Below are 15,880 nucleotides of genomic sequence, written 5' to 3'. Positions count from 1 at the left end.
ATTTTCGCGGTTTACAGGGGAGGAGTCAGCGGCCGCGGTACAGGTTTGGAGGGCACCACGACGCCCATGGAAATCACGTAGGTCAAAGCCTCATCGACGCTCATCTGGAGCTCAATGCAGTCGCTTCTTTTCAGCATCACAAAATAGCCACCGGTGGGATTGGGCGTGGTGGGTACATAAACACTCAGGTAATCGCCCTGCAGGTGATTGACCACATCGCCGCCGGGCAGTCCCGTCAGAAAGCCGATGGTCCAGACACCTTCACGCGGCCACTGAACCAGCAAGGCCTTGCGAAAGGCATTGCCGTTTTCCGAAAACACCGTATCGGAGACCTGCTTTACGCTGGAATAGATGGATCGGACGATGGGAATGCGGCTCAGGAACGAGTTGCCCCAGCGGACCAGTTTCTTGCCGAAGAAATTGCTGGCAACCGCGCCCATCAGCAGCACGATCAGCAGCGTCAGCAACACGCCGAAACCGGGGATATGGAAACCCAGCAGCTTGTCGGGATGCCAGGCGCCGGGAAGAATCAGCAGCGTCTGGTCCAGCGTGCCGACGATCCAGTCGAGCACCCACAGCGTGATGGCCAGGGGCACCAGCACCAACAGTCCGGCCAGAAGCCATCGGCGGATCGAAGCCATCACGAGGAAGTCTTGGAAGAGGAGTCGCTGGCCGAAGTCTTGGCGGGCGCGGCCGGCGCGGGAGCGGGGGCTGCTGCGGTGCTTGCCGGCGCGGCTGCACCGGAATCGGCCGGCTTGCTGTCCGAACCGTTGCCGCTGGCAGTGCCGGCTTCGCCGCCGTCGGTCTTGGGTGCTAGCACACCCGTGCTGTTGCCGCCGCGGAAGTCCGTCACGTACCAGCCCGAGCCCTTGAGCTGGAAACCCGCCGCCGTGACCTGCTTTTTGAACGCGGGTTCGCCGCATTGCGGACACACCGAGAGGGGCGCATCGGAGATTTTTTGCAGAACGTCCTTGGCATGCCCACAGGACTCGCATTTATAGGCGTAGATTGGCATAGTGCTTAAGGCTTTGAGGGGCTGTCCCCGGGGTATTCCCGGGAATATCCCGGGGAATTTGCCTGGAAAAGGCTCCCAGATGCAAAGCCCTCAATTATAGGCCGTTGAGACCTTCCCCGGCCGGCCCTAAAACACCCGTACCCGCAGGACAACCTGCATGGCAATCAGCCCCAACACAAAGCCCAAACCGCCATAAATCAGGCTTTGCAGCAGCTTGTTGGTACGCTTTTGCTCATACAGCAGTTCCTCAAGCTCTCGTCGGTTGATTCCGGGGGGCGATTTCAGGTACTGGGACAGCAGGCGCGGCAAACCGGGGAGCAGCTTGGCATAAGCAGGCGCCTCCGCCTTGAGCTGCGCCAGCAATTTTTCCGGACCCACCTGTTCGAGCATCCATTTTTCGAGAAAGGGCTTGGCGGTGCTCCAAAGGTCCAGGTCAGGATCCAGCTCGCGGCCCAGGCCCTCGATGTTCAACAGGGTCTTTTGCAGCAGCACCAGCTGGGGCTGGATTTCGACATGGAAACGGCGCGAAGTCTGAAACAGCCGCATCAGCACCAGGCCCAGCGAAATTTCCCTGAGCGGCCGGTCGAAGTAGGGTTCGCAGCACGCGCGGATGGCGGCTTCCAGCTCGTCCACCCGAGTCTCGGGCGGAACCCAGCCGGATTCCAGGTGCAACTCGGCCACCCGTTTGTAGTCGCGCTGGAAAAACGCGCTGAAATTCTGTGCGAGGTATTCCTTGTCGACCTCGGTCAGGGTGCCCACGATGCCGAAATCCAGCGAGATGTAGCGACCGAATGTTTCCGGCGCCAGGCTGACCTGGATATTGCCGGGGTGCATGTCGGCATGGAAGAAGCCGTCGCGGAACACCTGGGTGAAAAAAATGGTGACGCCGTCGCGCGCCAGTTTTTTCATGTCGACACCGGCATCGCGCAGGCGCTGGGCCTGGCTGATCGGAACGCCTTTCATGCGCTCCATCACCATGACGTCGGGCATGCAGAAGTCCCAGACCATTTCAGGGATCATCACCAGGTCGAGGTTTTGCATGTTGCGGCGCAGCTGGGCCGCATTGGCCGCCTCACGCAGCAGGTCCAGCTCGTCGTGCAGGTATTTATCGAACTCGGCCACCACCTCGCGGGGCTTGAGGCGTTTACCATCAGCAGACGCGCCTTCCACCCAGCCGGCCATCATGTGCATCAGCGCCAGGTCTTTCTCAATGGCAGGCAGCATGTTGGGCCGCAGCACCTTGACGGCCACTTCGCGGCCATTTGGCAAGGTGGCGAAATGCACCTGGGCAATCGAGGCGCTGGCTACGGGAATTTGTTCGAAGCTGGCAAAGATGCGGTCCAGCGGCCGGCCAAAGGCTTTTTCGATGATGGCGACGGCGACGGCGGACTCAAAAGGCGGCACCCGGTCCTGCAGGCGCGCAAGCTCGTCGGCGATGTCGGGCGGAAGCAGGTCGCGCCGGGTAGACATGACCTGGCCGAACTTGACAAAGATGGGGCCCAGGCTTTCAAGCGCTTCGCGCAGGCGCTCGCCACGCGGCGCCTTCAGGTTGCGGCCCAGCGAGACGATGCGGGTCAGCAAACGGATCCAGGGACGTTCGAAACTGGAGAGCACCAGCTCATCCAGGCCAAACCGGAGCACGGTCCAGACAATAAAAACACCTCTGAAGAGGCGACTCATGCAGCAGGTGCTTTCACTGGCTCGGCATCGCCGCCTGCCGCAGAAGGACCCGCCTTGGGCGCCGTTTCAGAAGGTTGGGCGCCGGAGGTTGCTGCCGCGGACGAAGGAGGAACCGACGCAAGAGGTGTACTTGCCAAAAATTGCTTGAGCCCGGCAAAGATTCGCCGCCCGGCATCGGCCACTGCATGCGCAGGAGCATCACCGATCAGCCGGGAAAGGTCCTCTTCGGCATCCCAGCGCAGGTTTTCAGCCAGCCAGCCCAGTTCGGCGGCCAGCTGCACATCACCCTCAATTTTCACCGGCGGCGGCTTGCCGGCCAGCACAGACTGCATCACGGTCAGCGGCGATTCAGTAGCCACAGCCAGCAACAGGTCCGGCTTGGCAGCGGGCTGGGCCCGGTCCACCAGGCCCGCGGGTGTCACCACCAGGTCAATCGCAAACAGGCCCCAGCGCAGATGCACCACGCGCCCCTTTTGCCGCAGCAGACGGTCCTGCGCCTGCTTTTCCTGCATCAGGACATGGTTCAGGAAGAGCACCAGCCGTTGCTGCCCCTCATCCACCACCCAGGCGGGCGGCTGAAAGCGGGTGGCAATGGATTCCAGAAAAGAAAATGGGGACGTCGTGGTATTCATACGTTCCCGATTTTGACAGCAATGTGGCCCCCACGGTCGCTCACTTCGTGTAGCTCCCTGCCCCCCGAGGGGGCCGCCCGCCTGCGGTCCGGTGAAGTCAGTCCCGCGGCTCATGCTGGCTTGAAGAATTCTTTGGGCACTACCACTGGAGGTATTTCACCAGCGGGGGCCGCGGAACCGGCTTTGCCGGGCCGCAGGCGCCGCCCCCTGAAAGGGGGGAACAGGCTACAAGAAGTGAGCCTGGACGGGGGTTATTGGAGAGCCTGCACGCCGGCGACCAGCCAGCCGCTACCGCCGCTGCGTGGCTTGGTCATGTTCCAGACTTCGCGGAAGGGGCTGGCGCCTGCGGAGGCGTCTTCGCGGATCATGCCGGAAAACTCCACGCTGGCCATGTAGACATCGCTCAGTTCCTCGATGCCCAGCAATTGCGCATCCAGCATCACGACCTCGGTCTTGTTGACCACACCGCCGGTGTGTGACTCGCGGTCGGCGAGCTGGGTCTTGATCTGCTCGAGCATGTCGTCCGTCATCATGGCGCGCAGGTTCTGGATGTCGGAGCGATCCCAGGCATCCTGCAGCGTGACGAAGTTGGCCTTGCTGGCCTTGAGGAAGCCTTCGGCGTCAAAACCGGCCGGAACGCCCCAGGACTGCGCACCCAGCAAGGCCGAGCCGATCATGGAACCGCCTGCGGGCGCTGCCGCATCGTATTTGTTGGCATCAAAAGCCATGCTGCTGCGTTCCCAGGGGCGCGCGGATGCATCGTTGCCGACGTTCTCAGGGCTGTAGTTCTTGGGGGTGGTGGCGTTGCCCGCACCCTGGAAGGCAAAAGGCGCCTGCCCGGCCGCAGAGCCTTGCGCACCAGCCGCTCCGCCCTTGAATTTGCGCATGATGAAGCCGATCACCAGCATGACCACCAGCGCCAGCAAGGCAAACATGATGATCTGGCCGAAGGCGCCGCCCAGGCCCAGCGATGAAGCCAGCCAGGCCAGGCCCAGACCTGCGGCCAGGCCGCCCAGCATGGCGCCCCAGGGCTTTTTGGGCGCAACAGGCGCCGGCGTTGCCGCAGGGGCCGCCGGTTTGGCGGGATTGGCGCCACCAGGCGCCGCCTCACGCTTGGTCACGTTGGACGACTGCTTGCCAAATGACGAACCACCGCCCAGTCGTTTGGCGTCAGCAGGCGCTCCCCCCAAAGTCAGGGTTAACGCAAGCGCTGCGGAAAAAATTGCCGACCAGATTTTCATATCGTCTCCTTGATCACGGTTTTGAGGCCGTTTGACTTTTCAACACTTGATTCCAACATGCAATGCCACAACTCCGCCTGTCATGTTGTGATAGTCCACATGGCCGAAACCACTTTTATGCATAAGGGCTTTCAGTTCGTCCTGGCCGGGGTGCATGCGAATTGATTCGGCGAGGTACTGGTAGCTTGAATCGTCATTGGCCACCAGCTTGCCCAACCGCGGCAACACCTTGAAGGAATACCAGTCGTAAATCTTTTCCAGCGGCTTGGCGACTTTGGAGAACTCCAGCACCAGCAGCTTGCCACCGGGCTTGAGCACGCGGTTCATCTCGCGCAGCGCATCTTCCTTGTGCGTCATGTTGCGCAGCCCGAAGGCGACCGTCACCACGTCGAAGCTCGCATCGGGAAACGGCAGATGTTCGGCGTCGCACACCAGGGTGGGCAAGCTGACACCAGCATCCAGCAGGCGGTTCCGGCCTTCGCGGAGCATCGCCTCGTTGATATCGGTATGCACCACACGGCCCGTGCTGCCCACCTTGGGGGCAAAGGCCAGCGCCAGGTCGCCCGTGCCGCCGGCGATGTCCAGCACCTGGTAGCCCTCTTTAACGTTGGCCACCAGCACCGTGTAGGCCTTCCACGCCCGATGCAGCCCCATCGACATCAGGTCGTTCATCACGTCGTACTTGGGCGCCACGGAGTCAAACACCCCGCGCACGCGGCGTGCCTTGTCTTGCTCGTCAACGGATTCAAAACCGAAATGGGTACTGCTCATACCATCAATGCTAGAGGGCAAAGGTGTAATTGCTCTCGACAACCCTGAGCTGACATGGGGCATTGCGGCTTATTGCCCGCTTTTATGCTGGAAAAACAACAGTGGCGCGAAATGCCCATTCGCCGCCGCGTCGCGGCCGCGCACCGCTCGCGCGGAATCAGTGGCTTGCACAGCCGTGGCCGCCGGGCGCGGCCATGGGTGCATCGCGCTCAACACCGGCCGCCTGCAGGCGCCTCTGGTACTCGTCCCATAACTGGGCCTGGTCGGCGCCCAGTTTGTAGAGATAGTCCCACGAGAAGATTCCGCTCTCATGGCCATCGGAAAACACGGGCTTGACCGCGTAATTGCCAATAGGCTCGAGCTCAACCACATTCACTTCGCGTTTGCCGGTTTGCAAAATTTCCTGGCCAGGGCCATGGCCCTGCACCTCTGCCGAGGGCGAATAGACGCGCATGAGTTCAAACGGAATCCTGAACTCGGCGCCGTCGGAGAACGCGATTTCAAGAATGCGCGACTGGCTGTGAACCGTCAATGCGGTGGGCGTGGGTGAACCAGGTTGAAGGCCTGCCATGGGAAATCGCTTTCTGAAAAGAAAAGGCCGGACGCATCAGGCCTTCGTGAGGATTCGGCATTCTGGCAATAAGCCCGTTGACATCAAAGCCAGAAATTGCCCTAGACCAGCACCCGTTCGATGCCACCGTGGTTGGCCGCCTCCACATACGTGGGCAGCCACTCCTTGCCCAGGATCTGATTGGCCATTTCCACGACGATGTAATCCGCCTCGAGCAGGCCGTTTTGCAGATCGTTGCCGTAGCGCGAGAGCCCTTGCAGGCAACTCGGGCAGCTGGTGAGTATCTTGACGTTTCCCGCCTCGGCAACGGCACCCGCCTCGCGAAGCTGGGCTTCGCCCTTGCGCAGCTCTTCTTCCTTGCGAAAACGGATCTGCGTGGAAATGTCCGGCCGGGTAACGCCCAGCGTGCCCGACTCACCGCAGCAGCGGTCATTCTTGAGCACGTTGTCACCCAGCAGCGCCTTGACGGTCTTCATTGGCTCCTGCAGCTTCATCGGGCTGTGGCAGGGGTCGTGATAGAGGTAGCCAGCGCCGGGCTGGTCGGTGCGCAGGGTGATGCCTTTTTCAAGCAGGTATTCGTGGATGTCGATGATGCGGCAGCCCGGGAATATCTTGTCGAATTCGTAACCCTGCAGCTGGTCATAGCAGGTGCCGCAGCTCACCACCACCGTCTTGATATCCAGGTAGTTCAGCGTGTTGGCGACGCGGTGGAACAGCACCCGGTTGTCGGTGATGATTTTCTCGGCTTTGTCGAACTGGCCGCTGCCGCGCTGCGGATAACCGCAGCAGAGGTAACCCGGCGGCAGCACAGTTTGCACCCCCGCATGCCAGAGCATGGCCTGCGTCGCCAGGCCCACCTGGCTGAAAAGGCGCTCGGAGCCGCAGCCGGGGAAATAAAACACCGCCTCGGTTTCCGACGTGGTGCTCTTGGGGTTGCGAATGATCGGGACGTAGTCCTTGTCTTCGATGTCCAGCAGCGCACGTGCTGTCTTCTTGGGCAGGCCGCCCGGCATCTTCTTGTTGATGAAGTGGATCACCTGCTCTTTCACAGGCGCCTTGCCGACCGTGGCCGGCGGCAGCGCCGTCTGCTTGCGTGCCAGCCGGCGCATCAGGTCGTTGGCCAGGCGCTGGGCCTTGAAGCCCACGTCCACCATGGCGCTGCGCATGAACTTGATGGTCTGCGGGCTGGTGGCGTTCAGGAAGATCATGGCGGCAGCGTTGCCGGGCCGGAAAGACTTCTGCCCCATCTTGCGCAGCAGGTTGCGCATGTTCATGGAGACTTCGCCGAAATCGATGTCCACCGGGCAAGGCGTCAGGCACTTGTGGCACACGGTGCAGTGGTCGGCCACGTCTTCGAATTCTTCCCAGTGCTTGATGCTCACGCCGCGCCGGGTCTGCTCTTCATAAAGGAAAGCCTCCACCAGCAGCGAGGTGGCCAGAATTTTGTTGCGTGGGCTGTACAGCAGGTTAGCGCGCGGCACATGGGTGGCGCACACCGGTTTGCACTTGCCGCAACGCAAGCAATCCTTCACGCTGTCGGCAATGGCGCCGATGTCCGACTGCTGCATGATCAGCGACTCATGCCCCATCAAGCCGAAGCTGGGGGTATAGGCATTGGTCAAGTCGGCATGCAAGATCGGCTTAGCATCATTTTTGGACTGAAGACCGCTCCCCTCTTGCGCGAGCAGCTCCTGATTTCGTAGCAGCTTGCCTTTGTTGAAGCGCCCTTCCGGATCGACTTTTTGCTTGTATTCGGTAAAGGGCCGCAGCTCTTCGTCGGTCAGGAACTCCAGCTTGGTGATGCCAATGCCGTGTTCCCCGGAGATAACGCCGTCCAGCGAACGAGCCAGCACCATGATGCGCGCCACCGCCACATGCGCGGTCTGCAGCATCTCGTAGTCGTCGCTGTTGACGGGCAGGTTGGTGTGCACGTTACCGTCGCCGGCGTGCATGTGCAGCGCCGCCCAGACACGGCCCTTGAGCACACGCTTGTGGATGGCATTGCACTCCTCCAGGATGGGCAAAAACGCGCCGCCCGAGAAAATCGCCTGAAGCTGGGCCCGGATATCGGTTTTCCAGCTGGCGCGCAGCGAATGGTCTTGCAACTGCGGGAACAAGGTCGCTACACCCGCCAGCCAGCCGGACCATAGCGCTCGTACCTCAGCTATCAGCGCCAGCGCCTGGCCCACACGGTCTTCCAGCAGTTCTGCCGAAGGAATATCGTTGGCATCGTCCGATTTGCCCAAAGGCAGGTTGCCCTTGAGGAAAAAAGCCTCCAGCTCGTCGCACAGCCGTATCTTGTTGGCCAGGCTGAGCTCGATATTGATCTGCTCGATGCCGTCGGTATATTCGGCCATGCGGGGCAGCGGAATCACCACGTCTTCATTGATCTTGAAGGCATTGGTGTGCTTGGAGATCGCGGCGGTGCGCTTGCGGTCCAGCCAGAATTTCTTGCGGGCGTCGGGGCTGATGGCGATAAAACCTTCGCCGTGGCGCGAGTTGGCAATGCGCACAACTTCCGAGGTGGCACGCGCCACCACATCGGCGTCGTCGCCGGCAATGTCGCCAAAGAGCACCATCTTCGGCAGGCCGCCGTGCTTTTTCGATTTGGTCGCATAGCCGACCGCCTTCAGGTAGCGGTCGTCCAGGTGTTCCAGCCCCGCCAGGATGGCGCCGCCGCGCTTTTGCTCGGCGAACATGAAATCCTTGATCTCGACGATGCTGGGCACCGCGTCCTTGGCATTGCCGAAAAATTCGAGGCAAACCGTGCGGGTATGTGCCGGCATGCGGTGCACGATCCAGCGCGCGCTGGTGATGAGACCGTCGCAGCCTTCTTTCTGGATACCCGGCAAGCCGCTCAGGAATTTGTCGGTGACATCTTTGCCCAGGCCTTCCTTGCGGAAAGTCTTGCCGGGAATATCCAGCCGCTCGGTGCGGATAGGCGTTTTGCCGTCGGCTTCGAAATACTGAAGATCGAAGCTGGCCATCTCGGCGTCGTGGATCTTGCCGAGGTTATGGCCCACGCGCGTGACTTCCAGCCACTCGGCCTGGGGCGTGACCATCCGCCAGGAAGCGAGGTTGTCCAGTGCGGTGCCCCACAGCACGGCCTTTTTGCCGCCTGCATTCATCGCGATGTTGCCGCCTATGCAGGAGGCTTCGGCAGAGGTCGGGTCGACCGCGAAGACGAAGCCGCCGCGCTCGGCCGCGTCGGCCACACGCTGGGTGACCACGCCGGCTTCAGTCCACACGGTAGCCACTGGCTTGTCAACGCCGGGCAACGAAACCATTTCGACCTCGGTCATGGCTTCGAGTTTTTCGGTATTGATGACAGCCGACTTCCAGGTCAACGGAATCGCCCCGCCGGTGTAGCCGGTGCCGCCACCACGCGGCACGATTGTCAGGCCAAGCTCGATACAGGCCTTGACCAGGCCGGCCATTTCGACTTCAGTGTCGGGCGTGAGCACCACAAAGGGGTATTCGACACGCCAGTCAGTCGCATCGGTGACATGTGACACCCGCGAGAGGCCGTCGAACTTGATGTTGTCTTTGAGCGTCAGCTTGCGCAGCTTGCGTTCCGTCAGGCGGCGAAGGTCGTACATCTCGCTGAAGGAGGTGTAGAAGCGGGCGACGGCGCCGCGAGCGGCGTCGAGCAGTTCGCCCACAATGGCGTCGCGCTGTTGATCTGCATCCGGGGTGCGGCGTTTTTCGACCTCAGTCAGCCGGTGCTGCAAGGCGTCGACCAGCAGCTTGCGCCGCTTGGGGTTGTCCAGCAGGTCGTCCTGCAAATAGGGGTTGCGCTGCACGACCCAGACATCGCCCAGCACTTCATACAGCATGCGCGCGGAGCGGCCGGTGCGGCGCTCGTCGCGCAGGCGGTTCAGCAAGTCCCAGGCACGCTCGCCGAGCAGGCGGATGACCACCTCCCGATCGGAAAACGAGGTGTAGTTATAGGGAATCTCGCGAATGCGGGCTTCGCCAGCCTTTGCGTCATCGGCAAAGACGTTCAATTCTTGGAGGGTAGTAGGGGCGTTCATCGTGAAAAGCCAGCGGCTTCGGACCCGTGTCCAGCGCTGTTGCCCTATATTACCGCAGCGCAACATTTACCCGTGGCGCCATGGAAGTCGTATGTGTCCTTATGGAAATCCCGCTTGTCGGGAAGCCCGCAAATCGATTAAATCGCTTGTCACAAACAGTTTTTACACTGTCCCGTTTAACGTGGCGCGCCCCGGTGCGCGTCCAATCCCAGGAGTTTTAATGAAAAACCGTCTCTCAGCATTCGCCTTCGCGGCCCTCGGCCTGTGCGCGCCGCTGGCCAGCCAGGCCCAGACCGAGATCCAGTGGTGGCATTCAATGACGGCCGTCAACGGCGAATGGGTCAATGACCTGGCCAAGCAATTCAATGAGAGCCAGAAGGAATACAAGGTAGTGCCCACGTTCAAGGGCACGTACGATGAGTCCATGACGGCGTCCATCGCGGCCTTCCGCGCCGGCAATGCGCCACATATCCTTCAGGTGTTTGAAGTGGGCACCGCCACGATGCAGGCCAGCAAGGGAGCCATCGTCCCGGTCGGCAAGATCATGCAGGACGCCGGGGAAAAGTTCGATCCGAAAGCCTACATACCCGCTGTTGCCGGCTACTACACCGCGCCGAACGGCCAGATGTTGAGCTTCCCGTTCAACAGCTCCACCACCATCTTCTATTTCAACAAGGACGCGTTCAAGGCTGCGGGCCTGCCGACCGACAAGGCCCCCGTGACCTGGCCTGAGGTCGTCAACGCCGCCGCCAAACTGAAGGCATCCGGTCACAAATGCCCCTTCACGACCGCCTGGCAGAACTGGACACAGGTGGAAAGTTTCTCGGCCTGGCACAACGTCGAGTTCGCCACCAAAGCCAACGGCCTGCAAGGCATGGATGCGCGCCTGAAGGTGGATTCGCCGCTGCACGTGCGCCACATCGAGAATCTGGCCAACATGGCCAAACAGGGGCTCTTTATCTACAAGGGCCGCGGCAACGTACCGGAAGCCAGCTTCGTGTCGGGCGAGTGCGCCATGATCAACACCTCGTCGGGCTTTTACGGCAATGTGGCGAAAAACGCCAAGTTCGCTTACGGCCTGGCCCCGCTGCCCTATTACCAGGACGTTCCCGGCGCGCCACAGAACACCGTGATCGGCGGCGCCAGCCTCTGGGTCATGTCGGGCAAGAAGCCCGCTGAATACAAGGGCGTGGCCAAATTCTTCAGTTTCATCTCGACGCCTGAAGTGCAGTCCGCCAGCCACAAGCGCACCGGTTACCTGCCTGTGACGATGGCTTCGTACGACCTGACCGAAAAGTCCGGCTTCTACAAACAGAACCCGGGCACCGACGTCGCGGTGACGCAAATGATCCGCAAGGTCACGGACAAGAGCCGCGGCATCCGTCTGGGCAACTATGTGCAGATTCGCGCGATCGAGGACGAAGAACTCGAGCAGGTCTGGAACGGCAAGAAGACGGCCAAAGAAGCGTTGGGCTCCATCGTCAAGCGCGGCAATGAGCAGCTTGAGCGCTTCCAGAAGGCCAACAAGGGCTGATCGCCCAAGAGACAGAGCAGGCCCGCACGGCGGGCTAAACTCGGCCCGCTGCGCCCTCTCCCCCTCATCGGGGAAGGCCAGGCGGGTTTTTATGTTTTAGCACTCACAAGTTTTTGCCCACTGAAGGCCCTATGGAAAAACGCGTTGTCTTTCGATCCAGCTGGCTGCCCTGGCTGCTGCTGCTGCCGCAAATGGCGGTCATCCTGGTGTTTTTCTTCTGGCCAGCGGCGCAGGCGCTTCTGCAGTCGCTGCAACAGCAAGACCCTTTCGGCACCTCCATCGAATTCGTCGGCCTGGCCAATTTTCGGCAATTGCTGGACGACCCGAGCTATGTGGAGTCGTTCAAGACGACCGCGTTTTTCTCGGTGATGGTGGCTGGCATCGGCATCAGCCTGTCACTGTTGCTGGCGGTGTTTGCCGACCGCATCGTGCGCGGCGGCATGTTCTACAAAACCATGCTCGTGTTGCCCTACGCGGTTGCCCCGGCTGTGGCGGCCGTGCTGTGGGTGTTCATGTTTTCTCCCTCGCTGGGCGTGGTCGCCTACGCGCTGGGCAAGATAGGCATCAACTGGAATCATCTGCTCGACTCCGGCCATGCCATGACGCTGATCGTGATGGCCTCGGTGTGGAAGCAGATTTCCTATAACTTCCTGTTTTTTCTGGCGGGCCTGCAGTCGATTCCCAAGTCACTGATCGAAGCCGCCGCCATTGACGGTGCGAAACCCTGGCGCCGCTTCTGGACCATCCAGTTCCCGTTGCTGTCGCCCACGACCTTCTTCCTGCTGGTCATCAACGTGGTCTATGCCTTCTTCGACACGTTTGCCATCGTCGACGCCGCCACACAGGGCGGGCCGGGCAAGGACACGGCCATCCTGGTCTACAAGGTGTATTACGACGGCTTCAAGGCCATGGACCTGGGCGGCTCGGCTGCGCAGTCGGTGGTATTGATGGTGATCGTGGTGGCGCTGACCGTAATTCAATTCCGCTACGTCGAGAAAAAGGTTCAGTACTGATGACGCCCCCACGCTTTTCATTTCATGTAATGCGCGAGGCCTTGCAGGCCGCGGCTCGCGAGACGCTTCGCCTCTATCGCCCGTCCAAGCCTGCGCAGGCAGGCTTGGAGCTGCGGGCTCCAGCCCCTCGGGGGCGCTTTTTTCCTTGGGGCGGCCCGGCGGAAAAACATGTCTATCCCTCACACATACAGTCCAAGGTGAACGCCAATGGTTGAAAAACGCGGAACCCACGGCATCCTCGCCCACGTCATCGTGATCCTGGGCGTCTTTATCGTCGCCTTCCCCCTCTACCTGGCTTTCGTGGCCTCGACCCACACGGCGCAGGAAATCGTGCAGGCGCCCATGCCGCTGCTGCCGGGCACCAACATGATCGACAGCTACAAGGCGGCGCTGTTCGGGCGCGAATCCGCCGTCGGCTCCAATGCACCGGTGGCGCACATGATGTGGGTCAGCTTCGTCACGGCGATGGTGATCGCGATCGGCAAGATCACGATCTCGCTGCTGTCGGCATTCGCCATCGTGTACTTCCGCTTCCCCTTCAAGAAGACCTGCTTCTGGGCCATCTTCGTGACGCTGATGCTGCCGGTGGAAGTGCGCATTCTGCCCACCTACAAGGTGCTGTCGGATCTGAACATGCTCAACACCTATGCGGGCCTGACGGTACCGCTGATTGCCTCGGCCACGGCGACTTTCTTGTTCCGCCAGTTCTTCCTGACGGTGCCTGACGAGCTCACCGAAGCCTCACGCATGGATGGCGCCAGCCCCATGCGCTTTTTCTTCGACGTGCTGCTGCCGCTGTCGAAGACTTCGATCGCCGCGCTTTTTGTCATCCAGTTCATCTACGGCTGGAACCAGTACCTCTGGCCGCTGCTGGCCACGACGAGTGAAGACATGTACCCGGTCGTCGTGGGCATCAAACGCATGATCGCCGGCGGTGACGGCCAGAACGAATGGAACGTGGTCATGGCCACTGCAATTTTGGCGATGCTGCCGCCCGCCCTCGTGGTGGTGCTGATGCAGAAATGGTTCGTCAAGGGCCTGGTCGACACCGAAAAATAGAGCCAGCCCAAACCAGCCAAGAACAACCAAGACACAACGGAAATACAGACATGGCATCCCTTTCATTCAATAACGTCATCAAGCGCTACGGTTCCGGCAAGGACGCACTGCAAGTGCTGCACGGCGTGAACGCCGAGATCAACGACCACGAGTTCATCGTCATCGTCGGGCCTTCGGGTTGCGGCAAGTCCACCCTGCTGCGCATGGTGGCCGGGCTGGAGGAAGTCAGCGACGGGCAGATCTCCATTGGCGGCAAGGTCGTCAACGAGCTGGAACCTTCCGAGCGTGACATCGCGATGGTGTTCCAGAACTACGCGCTCTACCCGCACATGAGCGTATTCGACAACATGGCTTACGGCCTGAAGATCGCCAAGGTGCCCAAGGACGAGATCAAGACGCGCGTCGACAAGGCCGCCAAAATCCTGGAGCTGGGCCACCTGCTGGACCGCAAGCCCCGCGCGCTCTCGGGCGGACAGCGCCAGCGCGTGGCCATGGGCCGCGCCATCGTGCGCCAGCCGCAGGTGTTTTTGTTTGACGAGCCGCTGTCCAACCTGGACGCCAAACTGCGCGTGCAGACGCGTCTTGAAATTCAGAAGCTGCACCGCGAACTCGGCATCACATCCCTCTTCGTCACGCATGATCAGGTCGAAGCCATGACGCTGGCCCAGCGCATGATGGTGATGAACGCCGGCCGCATGGAACAGTTCGGTACGCCCGAAGAGGTTTACAACCGGCCCGCCACCACCTTTGTGGCCAGCTTCATGGGCTCGCCTCCCATGAATTTGCTCAAGCAGGCCCCGAATGCCGACTTCGGCGGCAAGCCCGGCGCCATTCTGGGCATACGCCCCGAGCACCTGACGGTGGGTCCCACCGGCTGGGCAGTGCAGGTCGACACGATCGAAATGCTGGGCGCCGAGCGCCTGTTGTACTGCCGCATGGGCAGCGAAGCCATCATCGTGCGCACCGACGAAAGCCTGTCAACGGCACCCGAGATCGGTGCGACCATCCACGTTACGCCGCGCGCAGATCGCCTGCACTGGTTTGACTCGGAAACGGGCAAACGGATCTAATTTCCGGCTTTCGTCTCGTCTCCACAGGTCCTGAGCACACCCATGACAAACCCCGTATCAGCTGCCAACTGGCCCTACCCGCGCTGGGTAGCGCATCGCGGCGCCGGCAAGCTGGCGCCGGAAAACACCTTGGCCTCCTTCATGTTGGGCGCCAGCCATGGCTACCGCATGTTTGAGTGCGACGTGAAACTGAGCGCCGACGGCGTTCCCTTTTTGCTGCACGACGCCACGCTGGAGCGCACCAGCAACGGCAAAGGTGTGGCTGGCGAGTTAAGTTGGGAGGCGCTGGCCAAGCTTGACGCCGGCGGCTGGCATTCCCCGGCGTTTGCCGCGGAGGGCCTCGCCAGCTTTGAGCGCATCGCCCGCTTTTGCCTGGACAAGGGCTACTTCCTCAATATCGAGATCAAGCCCACACCGGGCATCGACAGTCACACCGGCACCGTGGTGGCCAACGAAGCGACCCGGCTGTGGCAGGGCCAAGCCATTCCCCCACTGCTGACGTCCTTCCAGCCGCTGTCGCTGGAGGCGGCTCGAAATGCCCAGCCCCAGTTGCCACGCGGCCTGCTGCTCGACCAACTCCCCGCCAACTGGCTGGAAACAGCGGCTCAGCTGGGCTGCGTGGCCATCGTCTGCAACCACAAACTCTGGAACGCCGATACGGTGGCCCAGGCCAAAAAAGCCGGCTTCAAGTTGCTGAGCTATACGGTGAATGACGAAGCGAACGTGCAGCGGCTGCTGGCCCTGGGCACCGACGGCATCATCACCGACGCAGTGAACGTCTTCAAGCCCGATTTGTAGTCGCTATTCGAAGGGACTTTAGAAATTCAATTACCGGGTGCAGGGCAAGGCGCACGGAGCGCAGGACACCGGAATGCACTTGGGTGCATGAGGATTCCGAGCAGCGCGCAACGCAGCCATGCGCCCGGCAATTGGATTTATAGAACCCCTTCAGGCCCGCCAGGCGCCCAGCAAAACCCACTGGCAGACGGCCGCGCCGACCACCATGGCGGCATACGTCAGCATCTTCCCGTCATGGCCGAAGAACACAAGCCCGGCCACCAGCACCACCACGTTTGCTACAAAAACAATAGCTGCTTGCGCATACCAGGTCTGGGCTAAAGGCATTTTTGATCTAAATAATCCACCCATAAGCTGAGTTGCCAGCACCAGCAGCAGGGCCACCGCGGCGGCCGGCAGGACAAGATTGAGCAGGTGGTTCGCCAGCAGGTAAAAGGTCATGCGCGTAGGGATAGTTAAAAA

14 protein-coding genes are annotated in these 15,880 nt (G+C 61.1%); 5 read left to right on the top strand and 9 right to left on the bottom strand.

All coding sequences use genetic code 11. The features are described from left to right. Nucleotides 1–11 precede the first annotated feature (11 nt). The 8 genes from AC1DY9_RS06495 to AC1DY9_RS06460 all read right to left on the bottom strand — a co-directional run bounded on the left by AC1DY9_RS06495 (nt 12) and on the right by AC1DY9_RS06460 (nt 9,944). Nucleotides 12–641: a DUF502 domain-containing protein gene (locus tag AC1DY9_RS06495; protein WP_457279653.1), complete on the bottom strand. Its 630-nt coding sequence runs from the start codon at nt 639–641 to the stop codon at nt 12–14. Next, a complete protein-coding gene (locus AC1DY9_RS06490; protein WP_477666077.1) occupies nt 641–1,015 on the bottom strand; it encodes an FmdB family zinc ribbon protein in 375 nt (124 codons plus the stop codon). The genes AC1DY9_RS06495 and AC1DY9_RS06490 overlap by 1 nt, the downstream gene beginning before the upstream one ends. Before the next feature lie 126 nt (nt 1,016–1,141). After that, entirely contained in the window at nt 1,142–2,695 is a 1,554-nt protein-coding gene (gene ubiB / locus AC1DY9_RS06485) for a ubiquinone biosynthesis regulatory protein kinase UbiB (RefSeq protein WP_457279655.1), read from the bottom strand. Next, the gene (locus tag AC1DY9_RS06480) at nt 2,692–3,327 is read right to left on the bottom strand and encodes a hypothetical protein (protein WP_477666076.1); all 636 of its coding nucleotides are present in this window, start codon (nt 3,325–3,327) and stop codon (nt 2,692–2,694) included. The genes ubiB and AC1DY9_RS06480 overlap by 4 nt, the downstream gene beginning before the upstream one ends. Before the next feature lie 251 nt (nt 3,328–3,578). Next, nucleotides 3,579–4,568: a Tim44 domain-containing protein gene (locus AC1DY9_RS06475; protein ID WP_477666075.1), complete on the bottom strand. Its 990-nt coding sequence runs from the start codon at nt 4,566–4,568 to the stop codon at nt 3,579–3,581. A 39-nt stretch (nt 4,569–4,607) separates the two neighbouring features. Continuing rightward, nucleotides 4,608–5,339 carry a bifunctional demethylmenaquinone methyltransferase/2-methoxy-6-polyprenyl-1,4-benzoquinol methylase UbiE gene (gene ubiE, locus AC1DY9_RS06470; protein ID WP_477666074.1) on the bottom strand — a complete coding sequence of 244 codons (732 nt, stop codon included), beginning with the start codon at nt 5,337–5,339 and terminating at the stop codon, nt 4,608–4,610. Nucleotides 5,340–5,496: 157 nt separating this feature from the next. Next, entirely contained in the window at nt 5,497–5,910 is a 414-nt protein-coding gene (locus AC1DY9_RS06465; RefSeq protein ID WP_477666073.1) for a gamma-butyrobetaine hydroxylase family protein, read from the bottom strand. 101 nt (nt 5,911–6,011) lie between these two features. Continuing rightward, nucleotides 6,012–9,944, bottom strand: coding sequence for a DUF3683 domain-containing protein (locus AC1DY9_RS06460; RefSeq protein ID WP_457279660.1), 3,933 nt, complete (start codon nt 9,942–9,944; stop codon nt 6,012–6,014). 220 nt (nt 9,945–10,164) lie between these two features. Here AC1DY9_RS06460 and ugpB point away from each other — a divergent pair, with 220 nt between their 5' ends. The 5 genes from ugpB to ugpQ all read left to right on the top strand — a co-directional run bounded on the left by ugpB (nt 10,165) and on the right by ugpQ (nt 15,418). After that, the gene (gene ugpB / locus AC1DY9_RS06455; RefSeq protein ID WP_457279661.1) at nt 10,165–11,478 is read left to right on the top strand and encodes a sn-glycerol-3-phosphate ABC transporter substrate-binding protein UgpB; all 1,314 of its coding nucleotides are present in this window, start codon (nt 10,165–10,167) and stop codon (nt 11,476–11,478) included. Between the two features lie 131 nt (nt 11,479–11,609). Beyond that, entirely contained in the window at nt 11,610–12,491 is an 882-nt protein-coding gene (gene ugpA / locus AC1DY9_RS06450; protein ID WP_457279662.1) for a sn-glycerol-3-phosphate ABC transporter permease UgpA, read from the top strand. 207 nt (nt 12,492–12,698) lie between these two features. Beyond that, nucleotides 12,699–13,550, top strand: a complete 852-nt coding sequence (gene ugpE, locus AC1DY9_RS06445) for a sn-glycerol-3-phosphate ABC transporter permease UgpE (protein ID WP_457279663.1) — start codon at nt 12,699–12,701, stop codon at nt 13,548–13,550. Between the two features lie 50 nt (nt 13,551–13,600). Then, nucleotides 13,601–14,620 carry a sn-glycerol-3-phosphate import ATP-binding protein UgpC gene (locus AC1DY9_RS06440; protein WP_457279664.1) on the top strand — a complete coding sequence of 340 codons (1,020 nt, stop codon included), beginning with the start codon at nt 13,601–13,603 and terminating at the stop codon, nt 14,618–14,620. A 42-nt stretch (nt 14,621–14,662) separates the two neighbouring features. Further along, complete coding sequence (gene ugpQ / locus AC1DY9_RS06435) at nt 14,663–15,418, top strand: glycerophosphodiester phosphodiesterase (protein WP_477666072.1); 756 nt, start codon at nt 14,663–14,665, stop codon at nt 15,416–15,418. A gap of 150 nt (nt 15,419–15,568) precedes the next feature. Here ugpQ and AC1DY9_RS06430 read toward each other — a convergent pair whose 3' ends face one another. Continuing rightward, the gene (locus tag AC1DY9_RS06430) at nt 15,569–15,859 is read right to left on the bottom strand and encodes a hypothetical protein (protein WP_457279666.1); all 291 of its coding nucleotides are present in this window, start codon (nt 15,857–15,859) and stop codon (nt 15,569–15,571) included. Nucleotides 15,860–15,880 lie beyond the last annotated feature (21 nt).

It is taken from the genome of Polaromonas sp. P1_F6, assembly GCF_056405695.1.
The sequence above is the reverse complement of the archived record's forward strand: the minus strand, read 5'-3'. Positions and strand labels throughout refer to the sequence as shown.

Coding starts and splice junctions, on each gene's coding strand:
- AC1DY9_RS06475 (WP_477666075.1), bottom strand. CDS start 4,568: ATGAAAATCTGGTCGGCAATTTTTTCCGCAGCGCTTGCGTTAACCCTG.
- AC1DY9_RS06490 (WP_477666077.1), bottom strand. CDS start 1,015: ATGCCAATCTACGCCTATAAATGCGAGTCCTGTGGGCATGCCAAGGAC.
- AC1DY9_RS06430 (WP_457279666.1), bottom strand. CDS start 15,859: ATGACCTTTTACCTGCTGGCGAACCACCTGCTCAATCTTGTCCTGCCG.
- ubiE (WP_477666074.1), bottom strand. CDS start 5,339: ATGAGCAGTACCCATTTCGGTTTTGAATCCGTTGACGAGCAAGACAAG.
- ugpQ (WP_477666072.1), top strand. CDS start 14,663: ATGACAAACCCCGTATCAGCTGCCAACTGGCCCTACCCGCGCTGGGTA.
- AC1DY9_RS06460 (WP_457279660.1), bottom strand. CDS start 9,944: ATGAACGCCCCTACTACCCTCCAAGAATTGAACGTCTTTGCCGATGAC.
- ugpE (WP_457279663.1), top strand. CDS start 12,699: ATGGTTGAAAAACGCGGAACCCACGGCATCCTCGCCCACGTCATCGTG.
- AC1DY9_RS06495 (WP_457279653.1), bottom strand. CDS start 641: ATGGCTTCGATCCGCCGATGGCTTCTGGCCGGACTGTTGGTGCTGGTG.
- ugpA (WP_457279662.1), top strand. CDS start 11,610: ATGGAAAAACGCGTTGTCTTTCGATCCAGCTGGCTGCCCTGGCTGCTG.
- AC1DY9_RS06480 (WP_477666076.1), bottom strand. CDS start 3,327: ATGAATACCACGACGTCCCCATTTTCTTTTCTGGAATCCATTGCCACC.
- AC1DY9_RS06465 (WP_477666073.1), bottom strand. CDS start 5,910: ATGGCAGGCCTTCAACCTGGTTCACCCACGCCCACCGCATTGACGGTT.
- ugpB (WP_457279661.1), top strand. CDS start 10,165: ATGAAAAACCGTCTCTCAGCATTCGCCTTCGCGGCCCTCGGCCTGTGC.
- AC1DY9_RS06440 (WP_457279664.1), top strand. CDS start 13,601: ATGGCATCCCTTTCATTCAATAACGTCATCAAGCGCTACGGTTCCGGC.
- ubiB (WP_457279655.1), bottom strand. CDS start 2,695: ATGAGTCGCCTCTTCAGAGGTGTTTTTATTGTCTGGACCGTGCTCCGG.